General features: G+C 28.5%; 17 protein-coding genes and 1 riboswitch. Of the genes, 15 read left to right on the plus strand and 2 right to left on the minus strand.

Going from position 1 to position 21,220, the window contains the following annotated elements; genetic code table 11:
• Positions 1-361 precede the first annotated feature (361 nt).
• Together HCG76_RS08730 and HCG76_RS08735 are read left to right on the plus strand one after the other, a co-directional pair.
• Complete coding sequence (locus HCG76_RS08730; RefSeq protein ID WP_221700027.1) at positions 362-2,050, plus strand: hypothetical protein; 1,689 nt, start codon at positions 362-364, stop codon at positions 2,048-2,050.
• 195 nt (positions 2,051-2,245) lie between these two features.
• The gene (locus HCG76_RS08735; RefSeq protein WP_221700026.1) at positions 2,246-3,709 is read left to right on the plus strand and encodes a hypothetical protein; all 1,464 of its coding nucleotides are present in this window, start codon (positions 2,246-2,248) and stop codon (positions 3,707-3,709) included.
• A 229-nt stretch (positions 3,710-3,938) separates the two neighbouring features.
• On the opposite strand, the gene hpt is transcribed toward HCG76_RS08735, so the two are convergent.
• Positions 3,939-4,466, minus strand: coding sequence for a hypoxanthine phosphoribosyltransferase (gene hpt / locus HCG76_RS08740; protein ID WP_195987616.1), 528 nt, complete (start codon positions 4,464-4,466; stop codon positions 3,939-3,941).
• A 403-nt stretch (positions 4,467-4,869) separates the two neighbouring features.
• Here hpt and hflX point away from each other — a divergent pair, with 403 nt between their 5' ends.
• The 9 genes from hflX to HCG76_RS08785 all read left to right on the plus strand — a co-directional run bounded on the left by hflX (position 4,870) and on the right by HCG76_RS08785 (position 17,825).
• A complete protein-coding gene (gene hflX, locus HCG76_RS08745) occupies positions 4,870-6,666 on the plus strand; it encodes a GTPase HflX (protein ID WP_221700025.1) in 1,797 nt (598 codons plus the stop codon).
• A gap of 320 nt (positions 6,667-6,986) precedes the next feature.
• Entirely contained in the window at positions 6,987-8,432 is a 1,446-nt protein-coding gene (locus tag HCG76_RS08750; protein ID WP_221700024.1) for an alpha-amylase, read from the plus strand.
• A gap of 146 nt (positions 8,433-8,578) precedes the next feature.
• Positions 8,579-9,991: a MocR-like pyridoxine biosynthesis transcription factor PdxR gene (gene pdxR / locus HCG76_RS08755; RefSeq protein ID WP_221700023.1), complete on the plus strand. Its 1,413-nt coding sequence runs from the start codon at positions 8,579-8,581 to the stop codon at positions 9,989-9,991.
• The gene (locus HCG76_RS08760) at positions 9,979-10,626 is read left to right on the plus strand and encodes a YigZ family protein (RefSeq protein WP_221700022.1); all 648 of its coding nucleotides are present in this window, start codon (positions 9,979-9,981) and stop codon (positions 10,624-10,626) included. The genes pdxR and HCG76_RS08760 overlap by 13 nt, the downstream gene beginning before the upstream one ends.
• Positions 10,627-10,804: 178 nt before the next feature.
• A complete protein-coding gene (locus HCG76_RS08765; protein ID WP_221700021.1) occupies positions 10,805-11,545 on the plus strand; it encodes a YebC/PmpR family DNA-binding transcriptional regulator in 741 nt (246 codons plus the stop codon).
• 243 nt (positions 11,546-11,788) lie between these two features.
• Positions 11,789-13,954, plus strand: a complete 2,166-nt coding sequence (locus tag HCG76_RS08770) for a 5'-nucleotidase C-terminal domain-containing protein (RefSeq protein WP_221700020.1) — start codon at positions 11,789-11,791, stop codon at positions 13,952-13,954.
• Between the two features lie 209 nt (positions 13,955-14,163).
• Positions 14,164-14,261: riboswitch (purine riboswitch) on the plus strand.
• Positions 14,262-14,370: 109 nt separating this feature from the next.
• Positions 14,371-15,474, plus strand: a complete 1,104-nt coding sequence (locus HCG76_RS08775; protein WP_221700019.1) for a BMP family lipoprotein — start codon at positions 14,371-14,373, stop codon at positions 15,472-15,474.
• Positions 15,475-15,852: 378 nt separating this feature from the next.
• Entirely contained in the window at positions 15,853-17,226 is a 1,374-nt protein-coding gene (locus HCG76_RS08780) for a dicarboxylate/amino acid:cation symporter (RefSeq protein WP_221700018.1), read from the plus strand.
• A 266-nt stretch (positions 17,227-17,492) separates the two neighbouring features.
• Positions 17,493-17,825 (plus strand): hypothetical protein, encoded by a 333-nt coding sequence (locus HCG76_RS08785; protein WP_221700017.1) that lies wholly within the window; start codon positions 17,493-17,495, stop codon positions 17,823-17,825.
• Between the two features lie 78 nt (positions 17,826-17,903).
• On the opposite strand, the gene HCG76_RS08790 is transcribed toward HCG76_RS08785, so the two are convergent.
• Complete coding sequence (locus tag HCG76_RS08790) at positions 17,904-18,404, minus strand: QueT transporter family protein (RefSeq protein WP_221700016.1); 501 nt, start codon at positions 18,402-18,404, stop codon at positions 17,904-17,906.
• 440 nt (positions 18,405-18,844) lie between these two features.
• Here HCG76_RS08790 and HCG76_RS08795 point away from each other — a divergent pair, with 440 nt between their 5' ends.
• The 4 genes from HCG76_RS08795 (at position 18,845) to ruvA (ending at position 21,218) form a co-directional block, all read left to right on the plus strand.
• Entirely contained in the window at positions 18,845-19,075 is a 231-nt protein-coding gene (locus tag HCG76_RS08795) for a hypothetical protein (protein WP_221700031.1), read from the plus strand.
• A gap of 98 nt (positions 19,076-19,173) precedes the next feature.
• Entirely contained in the window at positions 19,174-19,794 is a 621-nt protein-coding gene (locus tag HCG76_RS08800; RefSeq protein ID WP_221700015.1) for a hypothetical protein, read from the plus strand.
• A 198-nt stretch (positions 19,795-19,992) separates the two neighbouring features.
• Positions 19,993-20,412 (plus strand): hypothetical protein, encoded by a 420-nt coding sequence (locus HCG76_RS08805; RefSeq protein ID WP_221700014.1) that lies wholly within the window; start codon positions 19,993-19,995, stop codon positions 20,410-20,412.
• Positions 20,413-20,612: 200 nt separating this feature from the next.
• Positions 20,613-21,218, plus strand: coding sequence for a Holliday junction branch migration protein RuvA (gene ruvA / locus HCG76_RS08810; RefSeq protein ID WP_221700013.1), 606 nt, complete (start codon positions 20,613-20,615; stop codon positions 21,216-21,218).
• Positions 21,219-21,220 lie beyond the last annotated feature (2 nt).

A 21,220-nucleotide genomic window follows, 5' to 3' on the forward strand; every position in this document is an offset into this window, starting at 1 on the left:
TTTGAATTTTAAATTTTATCCACAACTAATAATAGAAAAACCCTCTGTTTTTAAACAGGGGGTTTTTCAACAAACTGAAATATTACTGGAAATTTTTATTTCCAGTAATATTTTTTTATTATTTAGAATACTGATTCTATGTTTTTGTATCTTTTATGTGAGTTCATAATGAAAATATTAATTTATTAACTAAATAAGCGTTTTTTAAACTGTTAATTAGAGGTTACAAAAGAGCACCTTTTACGGGTTTATAGGGGTAATGGCTATATTATGAATATAATATGTTTATTTGAATATAAGCATTATATGTTATAAAATGGTAAAAATAAATTTTATCTAATATTATTATTTGGAGGTAAAAATGAATATTGAGAAGATAATTAAGGATAATGTAAGTAAATTAAGCAGTTCCATATCTAAAGTTTATGTGTCACCGGATATTCCAAAGAAGAAATTAGATAATGCTATTGAAAAAATTGCACACGGAATTGAATCTAATTATGTATTGGCATTAATAGATACAACACTATTTGGCAGTGCGAAAGAAGGTTTTATTTTTATTGGAGACCGTATATTTATTAATCATTATGGAAAAAAAGAATATGAATTTAAAAGGATAAATAAGATTCAAAAACAAGAACATAAGCAGAAGGATAAAGAAGGAAAAGAGGTAATAAATAATAAGTATATTCTTACGTATGATGGAGAAGAGGAGGATATTACATTTATTATTTCTGAGATAAATCAAGATGGATTTATTGAATTAATTGAGATGATATTGCAAAATATTGCTGATTCAGATGGAGAATTAGAAACGACAAATCAGACATGCCCACTGGCAATGATGAGTCAAAAAATACAAGAGACTTACTTAAAAATAATCTGTAATTATGCGTATTCAGATGATGGAAAGGTAGGGTCTTCAGAGTATGCAGAAATTATGTCATTAATTGCTATAAATTCTATAGAAAAAGATGTAAGAATTTCTATCAGAACATATATGTATGATAATAGCAATATAGAAAGCAATGAAGATTTAATTAAGTATTTAGATCAGAATGTTAGTGCAGAGAGTTTAGATGAGTTAAGGATTTCTATTATTAAAGATATAATTAATATGTTTTGGAGTAAAATGTCAAACGATAAGGAAATAAATGAATGGAAAAAGTCCTCTTATATAGTTAATATTGCAAAGGAATTTGGTGTTAAGGATTCTCAGGTAGAATATATAGTAGAAAGTATTAAAAAAAATAAAGATATTATTGCGAACAGGCAGGATGATACTCATATTAAGAAAAATATGCAAGAGTTGGCAGCGAAAGCAGGAGCGGTAGGGGTTCCACTTGCTGCAGTCTATTTATCAGGTTCTGTTATTGGTGTTAGTGCAACTGGAATGACTTCTGGATTAGCGGCATTAGGTATGGGAGGTGTACTTGGGTTTTCAAGTATGTTTACTGGAATAGGTGTGGCAGTTCTGCTTGGGGTGGGCGCTTACAAAGGAGTAAAGAAAGTAACTGGAATGGGAGAATTGGAGAAGAATAAGCAGCGAGAATTAATGCTTCAAGAGATCGCTAGGAATTCTCAGAGAACATTAAATTATCTGATTGAGGATGTAAATGAAATTAGTGCAAGGCTTCAGGAAGCTATAAAAACAGGACAAGAAACAGAAATAAAAATAAAGAAGATATCAGGAATACTTTCCATGATGACTCAAGGAGCTAAGAAAACAACAGACCAAATTGATTTTGCAAAGAGAGAAGAAATAATCTGTAAACTCCCAGTTAAAATAAAAAAGGATTTAATCGAAGAGATGGCTTCTGGGGCAACTAATAAATCTATTAGAGAATTGATTTATTCTGCATATTCAGCAAAGCGAATGGATGAACAGGGAAATATAATGCTTAATTGCTTAAATACAGAGCTTAATTTGATGGAGCTTGAAAATGTTTATAATGCTTTAAATGGAATAGGATTTTATAACATGGTACAGAATTCTAAGGCGGTTGCTATGAATACTGCAAAAGGATTGATGAAAGGGTTATTAAGATAGATGGGTAAATTAGATAATGATAAAAATTTAGAAGAAATTGCTGATTCTTACCTAGTTCAAAAAGATCAGAGACAGCGTACAGAACAGGTACTTACACAGGCATCCTTAGAACTATATAATATTGAAAAGTTAAATGTTTCTAATGATAATGCACTTGACCAATTACTGAAACAGGTGGAGGAATTAAGTGCTGCTATGGGATACTCACAAGAAGATATTACAGAATATGATTATAAAAGGGGTAATGAGATGCTCAAGTTAAATAGTGAGGAGCAAAGTCAGATTACAGTTCCATGTTTTGACGTATTAGTTACTACAGATGTCTCTTCGAGTTGGGATGAATATATGAACCAGATTTATATATATGCTACAGGGCAGAATCTAGACCTTACAAAGAATCCATTTGATTTACTATTAACAGAGGCAGAAAAAAATGAAATTGGACAAAGAATTCATGATGATTATATAATGCAGAAAGCACATTGCGATAAATACGATTATATTATTGCTGCATTTTGTGGAGTTGTATGCGGATTGATAGATTCTTTCTTTGTAGGAATGCCAGAAAAATCAAAACTTGGCGCTTGGACAGATGATCAAGCAGATAAATTTGTAAGTAAGATTTCAAAAGGTTTATGGAAAAAAGATGCAAGGGAAAGAGATGAAATTCTTAATATGTTTAAGAGTAATAAAATTACAAAAGAACAAAGAGATAAAATGTTGAAAGATGCAGGAATACCCTATAATAAGAATTTAAAAGAACAACCACAGACTTTACAACAATGTATTCAGTATCTAGAAAAAAAATTTGGAGTCAATTATGATGCATCTAGTGCTGCGTTTGTAGAAGGTAATGGAGCACTTGCTGGAATGAGACCATTGAATCATCATATTATGTCTCTGGCACATTCACCAAGTATTATAGGTTTACTTTTTTCAATTGTTGATCAGTTTACTGGAGAAGCATCATTTGTCGATAAAGGTAAATTAATCAGGCTTCGCCCTAAAGAAAAGAAAAATGAAATAGATAGATTTGAATTAAGAGGAACAACGTTTGCGACAAAGTTATTATGTGGATTTACAAATTGGTTAGGACATCTGTGCTCGGATCTTGTTGGGTCTAATACAACTAGAGCAACATCAGAAGGAGGAAGAGGATCAGGGATTCCAGTTCCATTTATGGAACTTCTTCAATTTTGTACATTTAATGTTCCGGATAAAAATGGTGAAAAGATGGCTATATCTGAACTTACCGTAAAAATATTTGAAAGAGGATATGACTTACGTTTTGCAACAACGACAGCTATTCCAGTTCTTCTTAATGAATTAATGATTAGATTAATGTGGTCTTTAAAATCAAGATTTTATAATAAGAATTCGTGGAAAGATTCCGTTCCATTTGGTAATCATCCGGAGCTTAGAAGGATGCTTTTGGCAGGGCATGGAACTTTATGTGCAATAGATGTAGTAGATGCAGGTATCAGATCGGTAGATTTAATTACATTTACACTTCATTTGAATGTTGCGGCATGGACAAGACTCGGGATTTCTGGAATTCAAGAAATCAGATTATTATATAAAGAAAATGTTATAGATATAGATGTGTTAGATCATGATTTAGAAATAGAATGGCAAAGAATGTATCGCCAAGTCTTTTAGAGAAGTTTAAAATTACAATTATCGTTAGAATAAGACTTACAAAATCTATTAATATTATCTAAATGGAATAGGAAGTTTTTATGGAAAGTTATGCAAGAAAATACCTAGAATTTTGAAGTTATAGTGTGATAATGATTTCTAGGGATAAGTATTTTTACAATTTTAAAAAGTTAAAAAACAAAAAGCTAGTGAATGCATTGCAATCACTAGCTTTAATTATGGTTATATATTATTTACTTTCCCAATTAAATACATATGGAACATTTCTGTAGAAACCTTCATAATCTAATCCGTAACCTACTACGAATAAATCATCAATTTCGAAACAGCAGTAATCAGGTTTTAAATCAACTTTTCTTCTAGATGGTTTATCTAATAATACACAAGTCTTTACTGATCTTGCTCCTAATTTTTTAACATGGTTTATTACAAATTCCATTGTATAACCAGTATCTATTATATCGTCAACTATTATGACATCTAATCCTTCTATATTATCTGGTATATCATTTACTACATTAACAGTACCAGAGCTAACTTCACTATGACCATAGCTTGAAGTTGTCATAAATCCTACTTTAGCCTTTAAATCTAATGCCTTGAAAATATCAGCTCCAAAAACAAAGCTTCCTCTTAATAATGGTAAAACATATACTTCTTTACCTTCATAATCCTTAGTTATTTCTTTTCCTAATTCTAAAACTCTTTCCTTAATTTGCTCTTCAGAAAAAAGAATATTACGTTTTTTATCTTCCATGTATAACGCCTCCGCTACAATATTTATATTATTATATGAAAAAAAGCTTTTAAATAGTCAATTTTATAAAGTCAACTAAAAAGATTAGCATGACGCAAAATGCTATAATAATATAAATTTTAACAATATTTTTGTTTTTTTGCAACTGAAAATTAAGTAACAATATGATTAAAGAGTAAATTTAATATATGTATGACAAATTTTAAGAATAAAATAATTTAAAGGTGGCTATTACGCCAACTTTAAATGTAAAGTGAGTTTACATTTACATTAGAATAAGATACAATATAGTGAAATATTGAGTAATTATAGTATATGTAGGAAGATTTTTAATAAAAAATATAAAATTAAATTTTCATCTTTAGTATATACTAAATAAGAATGCTTTAGTTGAGGTGATAATATGATATATGGAAATATAGAGGGTGTAAAAAAGTCAGCTATTGAAGAACTAGAAAGACTTTATAAAGCCAAATGCCCAAAGGATGAAGTTTGTTCAATTGAAATAATTGAAGTTATTTCAAGGGTTTCATCATTTATAGAAAGAGAAATAAGTGTTGCAATAGATAGAAGAGGTAATATTAGAACTATAGCAATTGGAGATTCTACTTCAGTAGAAATAGAAACTTTAGATATAAGAGAGAAAAAATTAGCTGGAGTTAGAATAATTCATACTCATCCAAATGGTATGAGTAATTTATCAGCATTAGATATTAGTGCATTATTAAAATTAAAATTAGATGCTATTGTAGCTATTGGTATTTATGAAGGTAAAATACTAGATTGTTCATTAGGATTATTAACTGTATCAAATGATACTTTAGATTATGAAGAAATAGCACATATTCCATTAGAAGAAATTACAAAGATACACATACTAAATAAAATAAGCTATATTGATTCTTTAGTTAAGGAAAAAGATATAGTAGAAGATAATGAAGAAAAAGCAATTTTAGTTGGTTCAGATACAAGAGAAAGCTTAGAAGAGCTTAAAGAATTAACAAAAGCTTGTGATATTCCAGTTCTTGAAAGCGTTTATCAAAGCAGAAGTAAAATTGATGCTGCATTTTACATAGGAAGAGGTAAAGTTCTAGAAATTGCTCAGTTAAGACAAAAGTTAAGAGCTAATGTAGTTATATTTGATGATGAGCTTTCAGGATCTCAAGTAAGAAATTTAGAAGCTGCTATAGGTGCTAAAGTTATAGATAGAACTACACTTATTCTTGAAATATTTGCCAGAAGAGCTAAGAGTAGAGAAGCAAAAATTCAAGTCGAGTTAGCACAGCTTAAATATAGAATGAGTAGACTTCAAGGTTTAGGAACAATTATGTCAAGAACAGGTGGAGGAATTGGTACTAAGGGGCCTGGAGAAAAGAAACTTGAAACTGATAGAAGACATATAAAAGAACAAATTTATGATTTAAATGATGAATTAAAGAAAATTAAGAAAATAAGAGAAACTCAAAGAGAAAAAAGAAATAAAGAAAGCATTCCAAAGGTATCTTTAGTAGGGTATACAAATGCAGGTAAATCTACTTTAAGAAATGCTCTTTGTGATGTAGCAGCTCAAAAAGAAGTTGTAGGAAAAGAAAAGGTTTTTGAAGCTGATATGCTATTTGCAACATTAGATATAACTACAAGAGCAATAGTGCTTAAGAATAAAGGGGTAATTACTTTAACAGATACTGTTGGATTTGTAAGAAAGCTTCCTCATGATTTAGTAGAAGCCTTTAAATCAACTTTAGAAGAAGTAATTTACTCAGATCTTTTATGTCATGTAGTTGATACATCAAGTGATACTGCTTTAGAGCAAATTAAAGCTGTTGAAGAAGTATTAGAAGAATTAGGTGCAAAGGATAAGAAAACATTACTTGTTTTAAATAAAATAGATAAAGCTACAGAAGAACAAGTTGAAGCTGTGAAAGAAGCTACAGCTGAATATGAGACAATAGAAATTTCAGCAAGAGAAGGAATAAATTTAGAAGATTTATTAAATGAAATAGAAGAAAATCTTCCTTATAAGATGAAAAAATGTGAATATTTAATACCATATGATAGAAGTGATATGAATTCATTCCTACATAGAAATGGTAGAGTATTAGAAGAAGAGTATAGAGAAGATGGAACTTTTATGATTGTTGAAGTTGATGACGAAAGTTATAATAAAACTAAAGATTACATCATAAATATATTAATGTAATAGTTAATAAGAGCTACTTAAGATTAAGAGATTTTAGCATTTTTATAGAAATAAGATTCTAGGTGAAGGTTAAAATAAGTTATCTATGCTGACAGAGGCGGATAAGATCTTGTTTTAAGTATGCTCTTTTTAACATAGGTTCTGATATTGTTAATGAAAAAAATATAAATGTTTTAAGGTGCTACTTATAAAATATTCATAGGTACCAACGAAATGATTTGTATTTAGCAATATCGGAACCATTTTTATTTTAAATAATTTTATTATAGAGCAGTTTATTTGAATCTTTAATAAGTCAGTATTGAAGTAGGTGAGAGTGGATGATTAATGGAACAATAATGGAATATTTTGAATGGTATCTATTACCTAAATGTAAGTTGTGGAATGAAATAGCTAAAGATGCAACTAATTTACATCAGCTAGGTATAACAGCAGTGTGGATGCCGCCAGCATACAAGGGAATTAGTGGTATATATGATGTTGGATATGGTGCATATGATTTATATGATTTAGGAGAATTTAATCAAAAGGGAACTATTGAAACTAAATACGGTAGTAAGGATGAATATTTATCTGCAATAAAAATTTTAAAAGAAAATAGTATACAAGCATATGGAGACATAGTTTTAAATCATAAAATGGGTGCAGATGAAGCTGAAGAAGTGATGGCAAGTGAAGAGGAGTTCTTTAATAGAAATATACCTATAAATGGGAATAGGATGATAAGAGCATGGACTAAATTCACCTTTCCAGGAAGAAATAATAAATATTCTTCTTTTAAGTGGAATTGGAATGATTTTGATGGAATTGATTATGATGATAAAACAAAGAGAAGTAGTATTTATAAGTTTTTAACTAAGGAGTGGAATAGTGGAGTAGATAGTGAAAATGGAAATTATGATTATCTTATGGGGGCAGATTTAGATTTTTCTAATAGGGAAGTTATAGAAGAGTTAAAAAAGTGGGGAAAATGGTATGTAGATTTTACTAAGATTGATGGTTTTAGGCTTGATGCTGTTAAACATATTAGTTATGACTTTTTTGTAGAATGGCTAAAGTTTTTAAGAGAAGAAACGGGTGAAGAATTGTTTACAGTAGGAGAATATTGGCATTCTAATGTGGATGTATTATTAAATTATTTAAAAAATACTAAATATGTTATGTCTTTATTTGATGTACCATTACATTTTAATTTATATGAGGCTTCACGTAGTAATGGAGACTTTGATATGAGAAATATATTTAAGGGGACTTTAGTAGATAGATATTCAACTAAGGCTGTAACTTTTGTAGATAATCATGATACTCAATTAGGTAGTTCATTACAATCTTGGGTAGAGCCTTGGTTTAAAGTAATAGCCTATTCTCTAATATTATTAAGAATAGGTGGATATCCATGTGTTTTTTATGGGGATTACTATGGAATACCTAGTCATGGATATTATGGAATAGGTGGTTATTTAGATTTATTATTAAAAGCGCGGAAAAATTTTTCTTATGGTGAACAACATGATTATTTTGATGATAGAAATATAATTGGATGGACAAGAGAAGGAATTAGTGAATATAAAAATTCAGGTTTGGCAGTTTTGTTAACTAATAAGCTTGGTGGGGAAAAGAAAATGTATGTTGGAAAACATTTCTCAGGAAATAAGTTTAAAGATTTGCTTTTAAATTTTAACGAAAGAGTAATTATTGATAAAGAGGGAATGGGTAATTTTAAAGTTAAAAATGGTAGTGTATCTGTTTGGGTATTGGACAAGTAATAGTTATATTTTCTGAAATAGACCTTAATGCGTATCTTAAATGGATAAGTAGTAAGGTCTATATTTATGGGTATTTGACTATATTTACTATATTTTCTATAATTAAATGTATTAATACAATTTATAAATAATAATTGTGAGGGAATATGGAGAGATATAGTATTGAGTTTAATGATTATGAACCTAAATATATTCAAATTGCAGATAATATAAAAAGATTAATAAATTCAAATGTTATAAAGGATGGAGATAAGTTACCACCAATAAGGAGTTTAGCTAAGGAGTTAAAAGTAAACAACGTTACAATAGTAAGTTGCTACGATAAGCTTGTAAGTGAAGGATATGCTTATCAAAAGATGGGATCAGGAACATATGCTAAGAAGAGAGAAATTACTGATCATTTTAGAAAAGAGTACTCTAAGGAAATTAAGTTAATAAAAAATAATTATGATGGAAATATAATTGATTTTACAGGTGAAAGTTCTAGAAAAGTTAATTTTCCTATAAATGAATTTAAAAAGGTAATAAATGAGGTTTTAGATAGAGATGGTGCAGATGCCTTAATTAGGGAAGAGCCTTTTGGATATACAAAGCTTAGAGAAACTATAAATGAAGTCTTTTGGAGAAGTTCATTAAATATAGAGAACTTATTAATAGTATCAGGAGCACAACAAGGTATAGATATTGCATCTAAAGCAATATTAAATATTAATGATAATGTTATTGTTGAAAAACCAACTTATGCAGGTGCATTATCCGTATTTAAGTTTAGAAGAGCTAATGTATTTGAAATGCCTGTAGAAGAGGATGGCATAAATATAAAAAAACTTGAAGATATATTAAAGAAAAATAAAATAAAGTGTTTTTATACTATGAGTTATTTTCAAAACCCAACAGGAATTAGTTATAGCTTAGAGAAGAAACTTAAAATATTAGAACTGGCTGAAAAATATGATTTTTATATAATAGAGGATGATTATTTGTCAGAGTTAATATTTGATGATAATATAAAACACGAGCCTTTTAAGGTTTTAGATAAAAATGATAGAGTAATTTATATAAAGAGTTTTTCAAAAATATTCTTACCGGGTATAAGACTTGGGTATATTATATGTCCTGAAAATTTTAGAGAAAGTATTCAAAACTCAAAAATTAATACAGATATTGCAACATCAACATTAATGCAAAGAGCTTTAGAGATTTATATTAAAGAGGGCTATTGGATTGAATATATAGAAAATCTTAGAAATGAATATATAAAGAGATATGAGTTAATGAAAAAGCTAATTAATGAAAAGCTTAAAAAATATATAGTATTTTTTGATCCAAAAGGTGGGTTAAGCTTTTATTTAAATATTAAAGATAAAGAAATAAAATCTAAGGAATTGTTTTATAAGCTTAAATGTAAAAATGTTTATATTACTCCAGGAACATTGTTTTATAAGGGATCAAATCTTGGAGAGCAATATTTTAAGGTAAGTTTTTCTCAAGTTAATGAAGAAGAAATAATAAGCGGAATTGATATAATTAAGGAGGAGCTAGAGAAATGGCATATATAACGATAAGAGAATATGGAGAAGATAGCTTTATTGAAAAGAAATCAGAGTTTATTGGATATGCAAAAAGAGTTGAAAATGAAGAAGAGGCCAAAGCATTTGTAGCTGAAATAAAATCAAAACATAAACAAGCAAGACATAATTGTTGGGGATATGTTATTGGTGAAAATATGGGTATTCAAAGATATAGTGATGATGGAGAGCCTCAAGGAACAGCGGGGATTCCAATTTTAGAAGTAATGAAAAAATCAAATATAACAGATTGTGCAGTTGTTGTAACAAGATATTTTGGTGGCATATTATTAGGGGCTGGAGGCTTAACAAGAGCTTATACTAAAGGTGCTTCTATTGCATTAAAGGCAGGAGGAGTAGTAGAAAAGGTTCAAGGTGTTAAGGTATCACTTACTTTAGAGTATGACATGATAGGAAAAGTTCAATATTTTTGCGGACAAAATAATTGGCATATTGAGGATACTGAATATACAGATAAAGTTATAATACATATACTTGCGGAAATTTCTGTAGCAGAAGAAATAGAAAAAGAAGCTATAGAAGCAAGTAATGGAAAGATAATAGTTGAAAAAAGTGAGCCAGAGTTATATTTTAAAGAAGAAAACAGATTATATAGTATAATATAATTTATTATAAAGAAAATTATTATAAAACAAGTTAATCATTTTAATTCGTCCATATAAGTTTGATTCATAAAATTAAATTTTGAATCTCATTTAAGACAAAATTGTTAAATAATTTTCATTATGGTATAATATAAAAGATTTTTATTAATAGATTTGAAAGATTTAGGAGGATGAAATAATGTCAGGACATTCAAAATGGCATAATATACAAAACAAAAAAGGTAAAGCTGATGCAAAAAGAGGGAAAATCTTTACTAAAATCGGTAGAGAATTAATGATAGCTGTTAAAAATGGAGGTCCGGATCCTGATAACAACCCTAAATTAAGAGATGCAATAGCAAAAGCAAAGGCATCAAACATGCCAAATGATACAGTACAAAGATCAATAAAGAAAGCTTCAGGAGAATTAGGAGCAGTAGATTATGAAAGAATAGTTTATGAAGGATATGGACCATCAGGTGTTGCTGTTATAGTTGATACTTTAACTGACAATAAAAATAGATCAGCAGGTAATGTAAGAAGTGCTTTCACTAAAGGTGGCGGAAATATGGGAACTACAGGTTGTGTAGGATTCATGTTCCAAGAAAAAGGTGAAATTGTTATAGAAAAGGGAGACCTTGATGAAGAAGAATTAATGATGATGGCTTTAGATGCTGGAGCTGAAGACTTCAACAGTGATGAAGAAGAAGTATTCATAATCACAACTGCACCAGAAGATTTTGGTACAGTAAGAGAAGTTTTAGAAGCTGAAGGATTAGAATTCTTAGAAGCAGCAGTTAAGATGATTCCAGATACATACACTGAAATTGATGAAGATGCAGCTAAGAAGTTCCAAAAAATGTTAGATTTACTTGAAGATGATGATGATGTTCAAGAAGTTTACCACAATGCTGAATTCCCAGAAGGATGGGATGAATAATTTATTTTTATAAAAAATATTATTATTTAAATATATAATCGTTAAAAAATTAGTTCATAATAATGTTAAATATTATTATAGAGCTAATTTTTTTATATTTAAATATATGTAAATTTAGAAAATATTAAAAAATATATACGAATATTTCAAAAGGTATTGCAAAAAAATGTTCGTGTATTGTAAAATTCTTAATATACAAAAGACATAGGGCTATTTGTCTTGAATATTTTAAGGGGGACAAAAATGTTAAAAAATAAAGGTAAATTAATTGCGATTATAACTACACTTACTATTAGTGCTGGATTAATAACACCAGTAAAAATAGTTAAAGCAGATGAAATTAATGTTGAAGTAGTTCAAAATATTGAAAATGGAATTTTAAGTGAAGAGGAAAATAGCGATAGTAAATCTTCAAATAAAGTTGTAGAAATCTTAAGCTTTAATGATTTTCACGGAAATGTATTAGAAAGTGGAAAAAATATTGGAGCTGCAAAGTTAACAGGCATTATAAAAGAATATCAAAAAAGAGATGAAGCAAGTGATACATATGGGGTAGCCACAGTTTCAGGTGGTGATATATATCAAGGAACAGCAATTTCGAACATATTGGCAGGAGAACCTGTTAGTAAAATGCTTGAAGAAATTGGAATAGTAGCATCTGCTATAGGTAATCATGAGTATGATTGGGGTTCAGATAAAATAAAACCATGGGCAGAGGAAGCAGGATTTAAGTTTGTAGCTGCAAATTTAATTGATGAAACTACTGGAGTAGCACCAGAATATGCAGAGCCTTATGTAATGACTAATGTTGATGGAATTAACATTGCTTTTATAGGTATTGCAACACCAGAAACATTAACAAGTACAAAAGCAGAAAATGTTGTAGGATTAAAATTCTTAGACATAGTTGAAACAATTGATAAGTATTCAGAGATTGTTAGAGCTGAAGGTGCAGATATAGTAGTTGCATTAACTCACTCACCAGCTTTAGAAAATAGTGATGGAAGTATAACTGGTGAAGCAGCAGAAATAGCGAAAAATGCTGCTGATGTTGATGCGGTAGTTGCTGCACATAATCATAAGTTTGTTGATGGATTTGTAAATAATAATAATACTGGAAAAGATGTACCAGTTGTTCAAGCAGGATATAATGGTAGAGGATTATCAGTAATTACATTTACCTTTGATGAGAATGAGGAAATATTAGATGTAGAGGCTAATACTAGACAGTTTTATGCTGAAAGTAGTACAAATGAATTTCCTATAGATAAAAATGTTGAAGAAACTATAGCTAAATATAATGAACAATTAGCACCAACATTATTAACAGAAGTAACAGAATTAAAATTTGATTTAGATCACGATAGATATGCAGGGGTTACACCTCTTGGGGTAACAGTTGCAGAGGCAATGAGACAAGAGGGTGGAACACAAGTAGCAATTGCTAATGGTGGTGGAATTAGAGCACCTTTAACAAAAGGAACATTAACTCTTGGAGATATGTATACAATATTACCATTTGATAATAATGTAGTTACAATGAAAGTAACAGGAGCTAAATTAAAAGAGTTAATTCAACATGGAATCAATCCAGATGGATTTGGATGGGGGCAATATTCAGGTTTAACAGTATGGTATGATTCAGAAACTGATGAAATAACTTCAATGAGATTATCAGATGGAACTAAAGTTGAAGAAGATAAGTATTATACTTTAACAAGTATTGATTTCTTAATGACTGGTGGAGATAGTTATAACTTTGATGGTCATATTGATCCTGTTATTATTGGAGAAATGAGAGATATTGTTATTAATCAATGGGAAAATGGTATTGATAAGTTAAACTATAATTTATTAATTGATGGTGAAGATACAGCAGTTATTCCAGAAGCTATGTCAGGTATTATAGATACAACTATAGTTACATTAATAAATGGTGACGGAAGTTATGAAAGTCCATTAGAAATGAAAATTAATGATGTTGAAATTAATAAGATAAAATCTTTCTTAAATAACTTAAAGCAATTAGGTAATATAGAAATTGAAACAGAAGAAAATGGTGAATATACAGTATTCAAAATAAAGATTTCATTAGCTGATAAATCACTAGAAAATCTTTATATTACATTTAATGTAGATAATACATTAGTAGAAATCATAGAAGCAGTAAATGAATTAAAAGAAAATAACTCAGTTGATCCTAATCCAGAAGAAACTCCAGAAATAAAGCCAGAAGTAGTTCCTGGTGGAAGTGGAAATGAAAATAATGCAGGAAGTAATAATACTGAAGGGGTTGATAAATTACCACAAACTGGGGCACCAATATCTTCTGCTCAAGTTGTATTTATAGCATTAGTTATAACAACAATTGGATTTGTAGTTCTTAAGAAAAAAGAGAATGTTGCATAAAATAAGGTTATATATTATTAAAAAATATTTTTTTATAATAAGCAATAAGTAAAGGAGCATATCAAATTGATATGTTCCTTTTGTATATATAATTTTTGTTAAGTAAGCGAATTATTTTAAAATAATACATAAAAAAGTTCGAAAAATAAAGAAAAAATGTTGAAATTACGAATTATATAATATATAATGCTGAAAGGAGTTCGGATGGAACTTTAAAAATAAGAAAAACTCATATAAATCCCTAATAAGGTGGGATGTTTCTACAGGAAGCCTTAAATTTCTGGCTATGAGTGGACTTGATATGTATGAAGCCGTAAACTTAATTAAGTTTAAGACATATTAATTTCACTTAAAGTTAATATAAGTTTTCAGTTTTCATTATTGACAGTCAATATTCAATATAGGAGGAAATAATAATGAAAAAGAAAGCAATTGCATTAGTAATTTCTACATTAATGCTAACTGGTTTAGTAGGATGCGGTTATAGTACAAGCGGTACTTCAAATGGAGGAGAAGAAGTAACTGTAGGAATGGTTACAGATGCAGGTACTATTGATGATAAATCATTTAATCAAGGTACATGGGAAGGTATTGAAGAGGCTGAAAAGGATCTAGGATTATCTGTTAAATATTTAAAACCGGCAGGAACTACTGAAGCCGATTATTTAACTGAAATTTCAAATTTTGTTGATAGTGATTTTAATATGATTATTACACCGGGATATAAATTTGAAACAGCAATAATGAAGGCACAAGAACAATATCCAAACATAAAATTTGTAATTCTTGATGGAAGTCCAAATAATGGTAAAGAAGGGGCAGAATTAGAAGCAAAAGTTGGAGAAAATACTGTTTCGATATATTTTGCTGAGGAGCAATCAGGATTCTTAGCCGGTGTTGCAACTGCTTTAGAATTAAAAGATGGCGAGTTAGGATTCATTGGAGGAATGGAAATTCCAGCAGTTCAAAGATTTAACTGGGGATTCCAACAAGGTGTTAAATATGCTAATGAAAACCTTGGAACTAATATGAATATAAATCCAGAAAACGTAGTTTATGAGGGTTCCTTTGATAATGTTGCAGCAGGACAACAAATTGCAGCTCAAATGTATGGAAGAGGTGTAAAGGCAATATTTACTGCAGCAGCTGGTGTTGGTATTGGAGCTATTAATGAAGCTAAGACAAGAACTATGAATGGCGAAGAAGTATGGATAGTTGGAGTTGATGTTGATCAATATGCAGATGGTATATATGATGAGAAAAATAATAAATCAATTATTTTAACTTCTGCAACTAAAAAGCTCAATCAAGTTTCTTATGATATGATTAAAGCAGCAGTAGAAGGAAATTTCCCAGGTGGAGAGACTTTAATATTTGATGCTTCAAATGATGGAGTTGGTCTTCCAGAAGAAAATCCAAATTTAAGTGAAGAAACAGTTAACAAAGTTAATGAAGTTTTAGAAATGATTAAAAATGGTGATATAGTTGTTAGTAATGAACAAGGAGATTTAATAAAGTAATTTATTAGATACTTAATTATATAGTTTATAGAATTAAAGGTAGATAGTATTGAAGTTAAAAAATTATAACTATCTACCTTTTTATATGACAAAATACAACAAGTATTGACAAAGTGAGTATATAATGATAGCATAAAGAAAAAAATCCCTTTAAATTGATTCGAGAAATCAGTAAGGAAGTTATAGTATGCTTATAAAATAATACTTTAGTCTTGAAATATTATTATAATTATTATTGAGTAAGAGTTATTAAGAATAAGATTACGACAGTCTTCCTTTTATTAGGAAGACTTTTTTAGTTAATAAAAAGCATACTAAAGCTAAAGCCTTAAGTAGTTATTTGAATTAGGGAATGAACTAATAAGGAGATTAAAACAAATGAATAAGAAAATTAATAACAGTAACAAACTAGCCATAAAAATGGCAGTAGCTCTTATTTTAGGGTTAGTAGTAGGAATAGGATGTATAGTACTTAGAGAAAACTTAAATGCTAATGGAAATGGGCAGATATGGACAAGTATTAATAATATATTATTCCAAGATATATCTCAAGAAGGAGCAACAAGTGCTTTAGGAATATTTTATATATTAGGTCAGCTATTTGTAAATTCACTTCAATTAGTAATAGTACCAATGGTGTTTACATCAATAGCATTAGCAATGTGTAAAATAAGTGATACTAAAAAGCTTGGACGTATTTCTTACAAAACAATATTAGGATTTTTATCAACATCAGTTTTTGCTTTAGCATTAGCAGGAGCAGTTGGATTTATAATTAAAAATCTAGGGTTATTTACTGCTAATGTAGATAATGTTACTGCACAAGCAGGGGTAGCAAGTTCTACAAATCCATTATTAATAATAGTAAAAGCAATTCCAAACAATATAACAGCAGCATTTTCTACAAATGGAAGTATTCTTGCAGTAGTTTTTGTTGCAGTAGTATTAGGTCTTTGCATAAATGCTTTAGGGGAAAAAATAAGAGTTTTGAAAACTTTATTGGAAGAAGTAAATTCAATTATAACTGTATTTTTAAGCTTTATAATCACAAAGTTTGGACCTGTAGCAATATTTGTATTAATTACTAGAACATTTGCCATATACGGGGTAGATAATTTAAAACCAGCGCTAGTATATGTAGTTACAACTGTATTTACGTTATTATTATTTTTAGTATTAGGGTATGCAGCATTTATTGCAATAGGAGCTAGACTTAATCCAATTAAGTTTGTAAAGAAAATAGGAAAGGTTGCTTTATTTGGATTCTCAACTTCATCTTCAGCAGCAACTTTACCTTTAAACACTAAAACTACAACTGAAGAATTAGGTGTTAGTGAAGATATAGCATCATTTATATTACCTCTTGGAATGACAATAAATATGAATGGAACAGCTATAATGCAGGTTATAGCAGCTATATTTATAGCAACAAGTGCAGGTTATGATGTAACAATTGGAAATATAGTAGTTATTTCATTATTAGCATTAATAGCATCTATTGGTACACCAGCAGCTCCTGGAGCAGGGGCAATAATACTGTTTACTGTTCTTACTGGAATGGGATATAATAATGATGCAGCAATACTTGCTTATTCATTAATACTTGCAATTAATAGACCAATAGAAATGTTGGTAACTTCTCTAAATGTAGTAGGAGATGCAGCAACAAGTGTAGTAGTTGCAAAATCAGAAGGTATGCTAGATGAGAAAGTTTATAATAGTGAAATAGATTTAAATAGTGAATTAGTATAATAAAATTTGTAATAACAAGTTCTATAAAATATATGGAACTTGTTATTTTTATTTTAGGCGCTATTTAAATTAATGTTGATATTAGGTAGTTATACATAATTTATGGATTATAATTCCAGGAAAAATGCAATAAAATTTATATAAATTTTGAAAATTAGGAATACTAGTATAGAATTGTTGGAATTTCAAATTGAAACGAAGGTGATTTTATCAAAAGATATTTAGCAAAGTTAAAAAAAATGCATATTGGGATAAGTGGAACAACTTTGGCTTTTATAACTCTTAGTAACTGTTGGGTAATAAAGAATATTAAATATTTAAAACCTTTATCTTTTACTTTCACATTAGCAATAGCTACCTTAGCAGCTTATGATTTATCAACATATTTTATAAAGAGTGGATATACTGTATTAGGAAATATATTTGAATTATTAGGAGATATAGAAATATTTATTGCTACATACGTTGTATTCTTTATATTATTGAACTTTATTAATATGTTTATTAAAGCAATAAATCCTAAACTTGCAGAAGAGTTAGAGGAAGAAGAAGTGATAAAAGGTTGTATTTGTCCAGATGATGATAATAATGCAATTTAAACTTATATAATAAATGGATTTATGATGTAAATCCATTTGTTATATAAAAAAAGGACAACCTAATGTTGTCCTAAATAACTATTTAAATGTCATTGCGTTTTTAAATCTAGAACCTGCTAACAGGAATAAAGGAACTCCTATGCAAGTAATTACAACTAATTCCCCTAATGCAACTTGTCCCATAGATAAAACTAGTGGGAAGCCATATAACATATTTAGCATCCAACCAATTATAAGTCCGTTAAATAGTGTAGGCCAAATAGATGCTATAAGAAGCTTAGCTCTGTAATTCTTTACTATCTTACCAGTTAAATAAATAGCATAAACACTAATGAAAGTTGCTAGTGTTCCTAATATCACATCTAGAGGACCATTAGGACCTAATAAATTAGCAATTAAACATCCAAGTGTTAATCCACCTATATATAATGGATCAAAAACAGCTAGTAAAACTAAAATTTCAGAAATTCTAAATTGAACTCCCATGTAAGATAAAGGGGCAATTGCCACAGTTACAACTGCATAGATAGCTGCAATGATTGCAGTTCTAGTAAGTCTTTTAGTTAAATCATTTTTCATTTTGAAAAACCTCCTAATAAAAAATATTAGGAACCTAAGGCTAATAATAGTTAGGAGCTAGTAGTTATAAGTTAGTAGTTTTACGGAGAAAACCTATTAAAATAAATTTTAAATTAAAACTACTAAAATAATTACTAATTCTTAGCTATTATTTTAAGTATAAACTTTTACCTAGTTTTGTTTAAAGACAGGAGGTTCCCGAACTGTCTATATTACAAACATAGATTATACTCAATATTATAGTATAAATCAAGAGGAATAAATTTATAATAAAATAAAAAAATAAATAATTTTTATTTTTTGTGGTGAACTATTAATATTAATCATAATATAGTAAGAGATTTATTTTATTAAATTCAAAATAAAATAATATATAGATGGAGTTAAAAAGTTAATATTTAATAATAGAGGAGATTTTATTGTATAAAGGGGGAGTTTTTGTGGAATTTTTAAGTGATGAATTAAAAGAAAAATTGGAAAGTCATAAAAATAAGATACAAGAGAATATTGATATGGGAAAAAATATGGGAGTAAATAAAATTAGTGCAATCCTTGCCATGGATGACGAAAGTGAAGAAATTCAAAGACAATTAGTAAGCTGGTTATTATTAGAAGGATATAGAATATCTCTTAAAAAAGAGGATTATAGTATATTAACAATTGAATGGTAAAAGCTCAATATGAGCTTTTATTTTTTTTATAAAAATTTTTTAAAATTATGAATATCATTTGTAAAGCTGTCAAGAATTATAGCTAAGGAGTGATGTTTATGAATAGTAAGTTTGAAAATAATGAAGATAAATATATAAATAAGAAATTGGCAATAATTTCAGGAATAATTGTTTTTGCTATTGTAGGTTGTTTTTTTGCTACCTATTTTATAACTGATAGATTAACTAATCCTAAATATGTTAATAATAATGCTGAAGAAGAAAAAACAGTATACAACAATACTAAGGCGTTAGATGATAATATGATTCTTATTCTAATGAATGAAGGTATTGTTGAAAAAGAGCAAAGTATTTCTGAATTTAAAAAAGAAAATTTTATTACAAGCGAAATTAGCCAACAGTTTATTGTGAATTTTTTCGAAGCAAATGGATATAATTTAGAAGAATTACAAGATGAAAAGGTAGTTTTTAATAAGGATGGAACAACTAATGTATTACAACCTAATAAATATTATATAGGTGAAAAAGATGGTTATTTTGCAATTTATAAAACAGATGCAGATGGAAAACTAACAATTGAAAATGAAGATGATGTATATAGAAATAGTAGACCTATTAGTTTTTTAAAAGGTGAAGATTTAGATGAAATTAAAAAAATGAAAAATTATTATGATACAAAAGATGAAGCAATTGAAAAGTTAACTGCATATATTTCATAATGCTTATCCCATATAATCACTTTTTAAAGTGATTTTTAAAATATACCCTTAAATTATATATAATTTTACATGAAGAGATTATAAATAGAATTTGGTTTTTATTTATAATCTCTTTCATTATAGGAAAATAGATGCTTGTATAACATTGCACATAAGAGGAGAAAATATTAAGGAAAGCAACTAAGGAGGCGAAGATATATGAGTATTATGCCAAATTTTGAATATTTATTAGTTATGCCTAGTGGAAACATAAAAGGTTTTAATGATGAAGAAACAGCAAAAGCATATATTAATAACTACTATTATTTCAGGACAAGAAATAATGATGTAGTTGGCGCATATGAAGATTTAACAGAAGATTTTGATGATATCGCTGATGTAATTTGCTATAAAATAGGAGTAGAAGAAGGAGAATGTAGGCTATATAACACAAGAGAAATAATAGAAAAGATACAAGGTGAATTTATTTTTCAAGATGAAAAAGAAGATTTGATTTCGAAACTATTATACAAGCCTAATGAAATAAATACCTTTGATTATGCAATAGATAATATATTTACTAATGCAGATTCTATTGATATTATGGAACCTTATGGAGATCCAATTACAGGTCAATAACAGTGTAAAGAGAAAAGAGTTATGCTATTTATATATTATAGGAATAGCATAACTCTTTATTGTTGAAAAATTTAAGTTTAAATGATAAAGTATAAGGTAGACTAAAGAAGTAATTGTGTTAATGTACAGTTTTAAATATAAAACTTAATTAGGAAAGCACAAATATAATCTAATTAATAATTAGATTAAGGGGGATGAAAATGTACGAATATATTAAGGGAAAATATATTGGAATTAACAAGGATTATGTTATTATAGAGAATAATGGGATAGGATATAAGATTTTTACTTCAGGAGCAACAATGGCAGAAATGCCTAAGGTATCTGAAGAAGTACAATTATACCTAGAACAAATAGTAAGAGAAGACTTTATTGGATTATATGGATTTAAAGACAGAGAAGAATTAGAAATGTTTAAACTTCTTATTTCAATAAGTGGAGTAGGTGCAAAGGCTGCTTTATCTTTATTATCAATAAGTAGGATAAACAATTTAAAATATGCAATAATTATGGAAGATGATAAACATCTTTGCAGAGCACCTGGAATTGGTAAGAAAACTGCAGGAAGAATAATATTAGAACTTAAAGATAAGATTAAAACAGATGAAGTTTCAGAAGGTGTTGATATTCAGCAAGGATTTGAAGATATGGCACCAAGCAATGCAAATGCAATAGGTGAAGCACTTGGAGCATTATTATCACTTGGATATTCAGAAAAGGAAGCAGAAAGTGCGCTAAAGAAAGTAAATAGAGAAGAAACTGTAGAAAATATTATTAAGGAATGTTTAAGAGTATTAATGGGATAGAG

It is taken from the genome of Clostridium sp. K13 (assembly GCF_019734195.1).
GTDB lineage: Bacteria > Bacillota > Clostridia > Clostridiales > Clostridiaceae > Clostridium.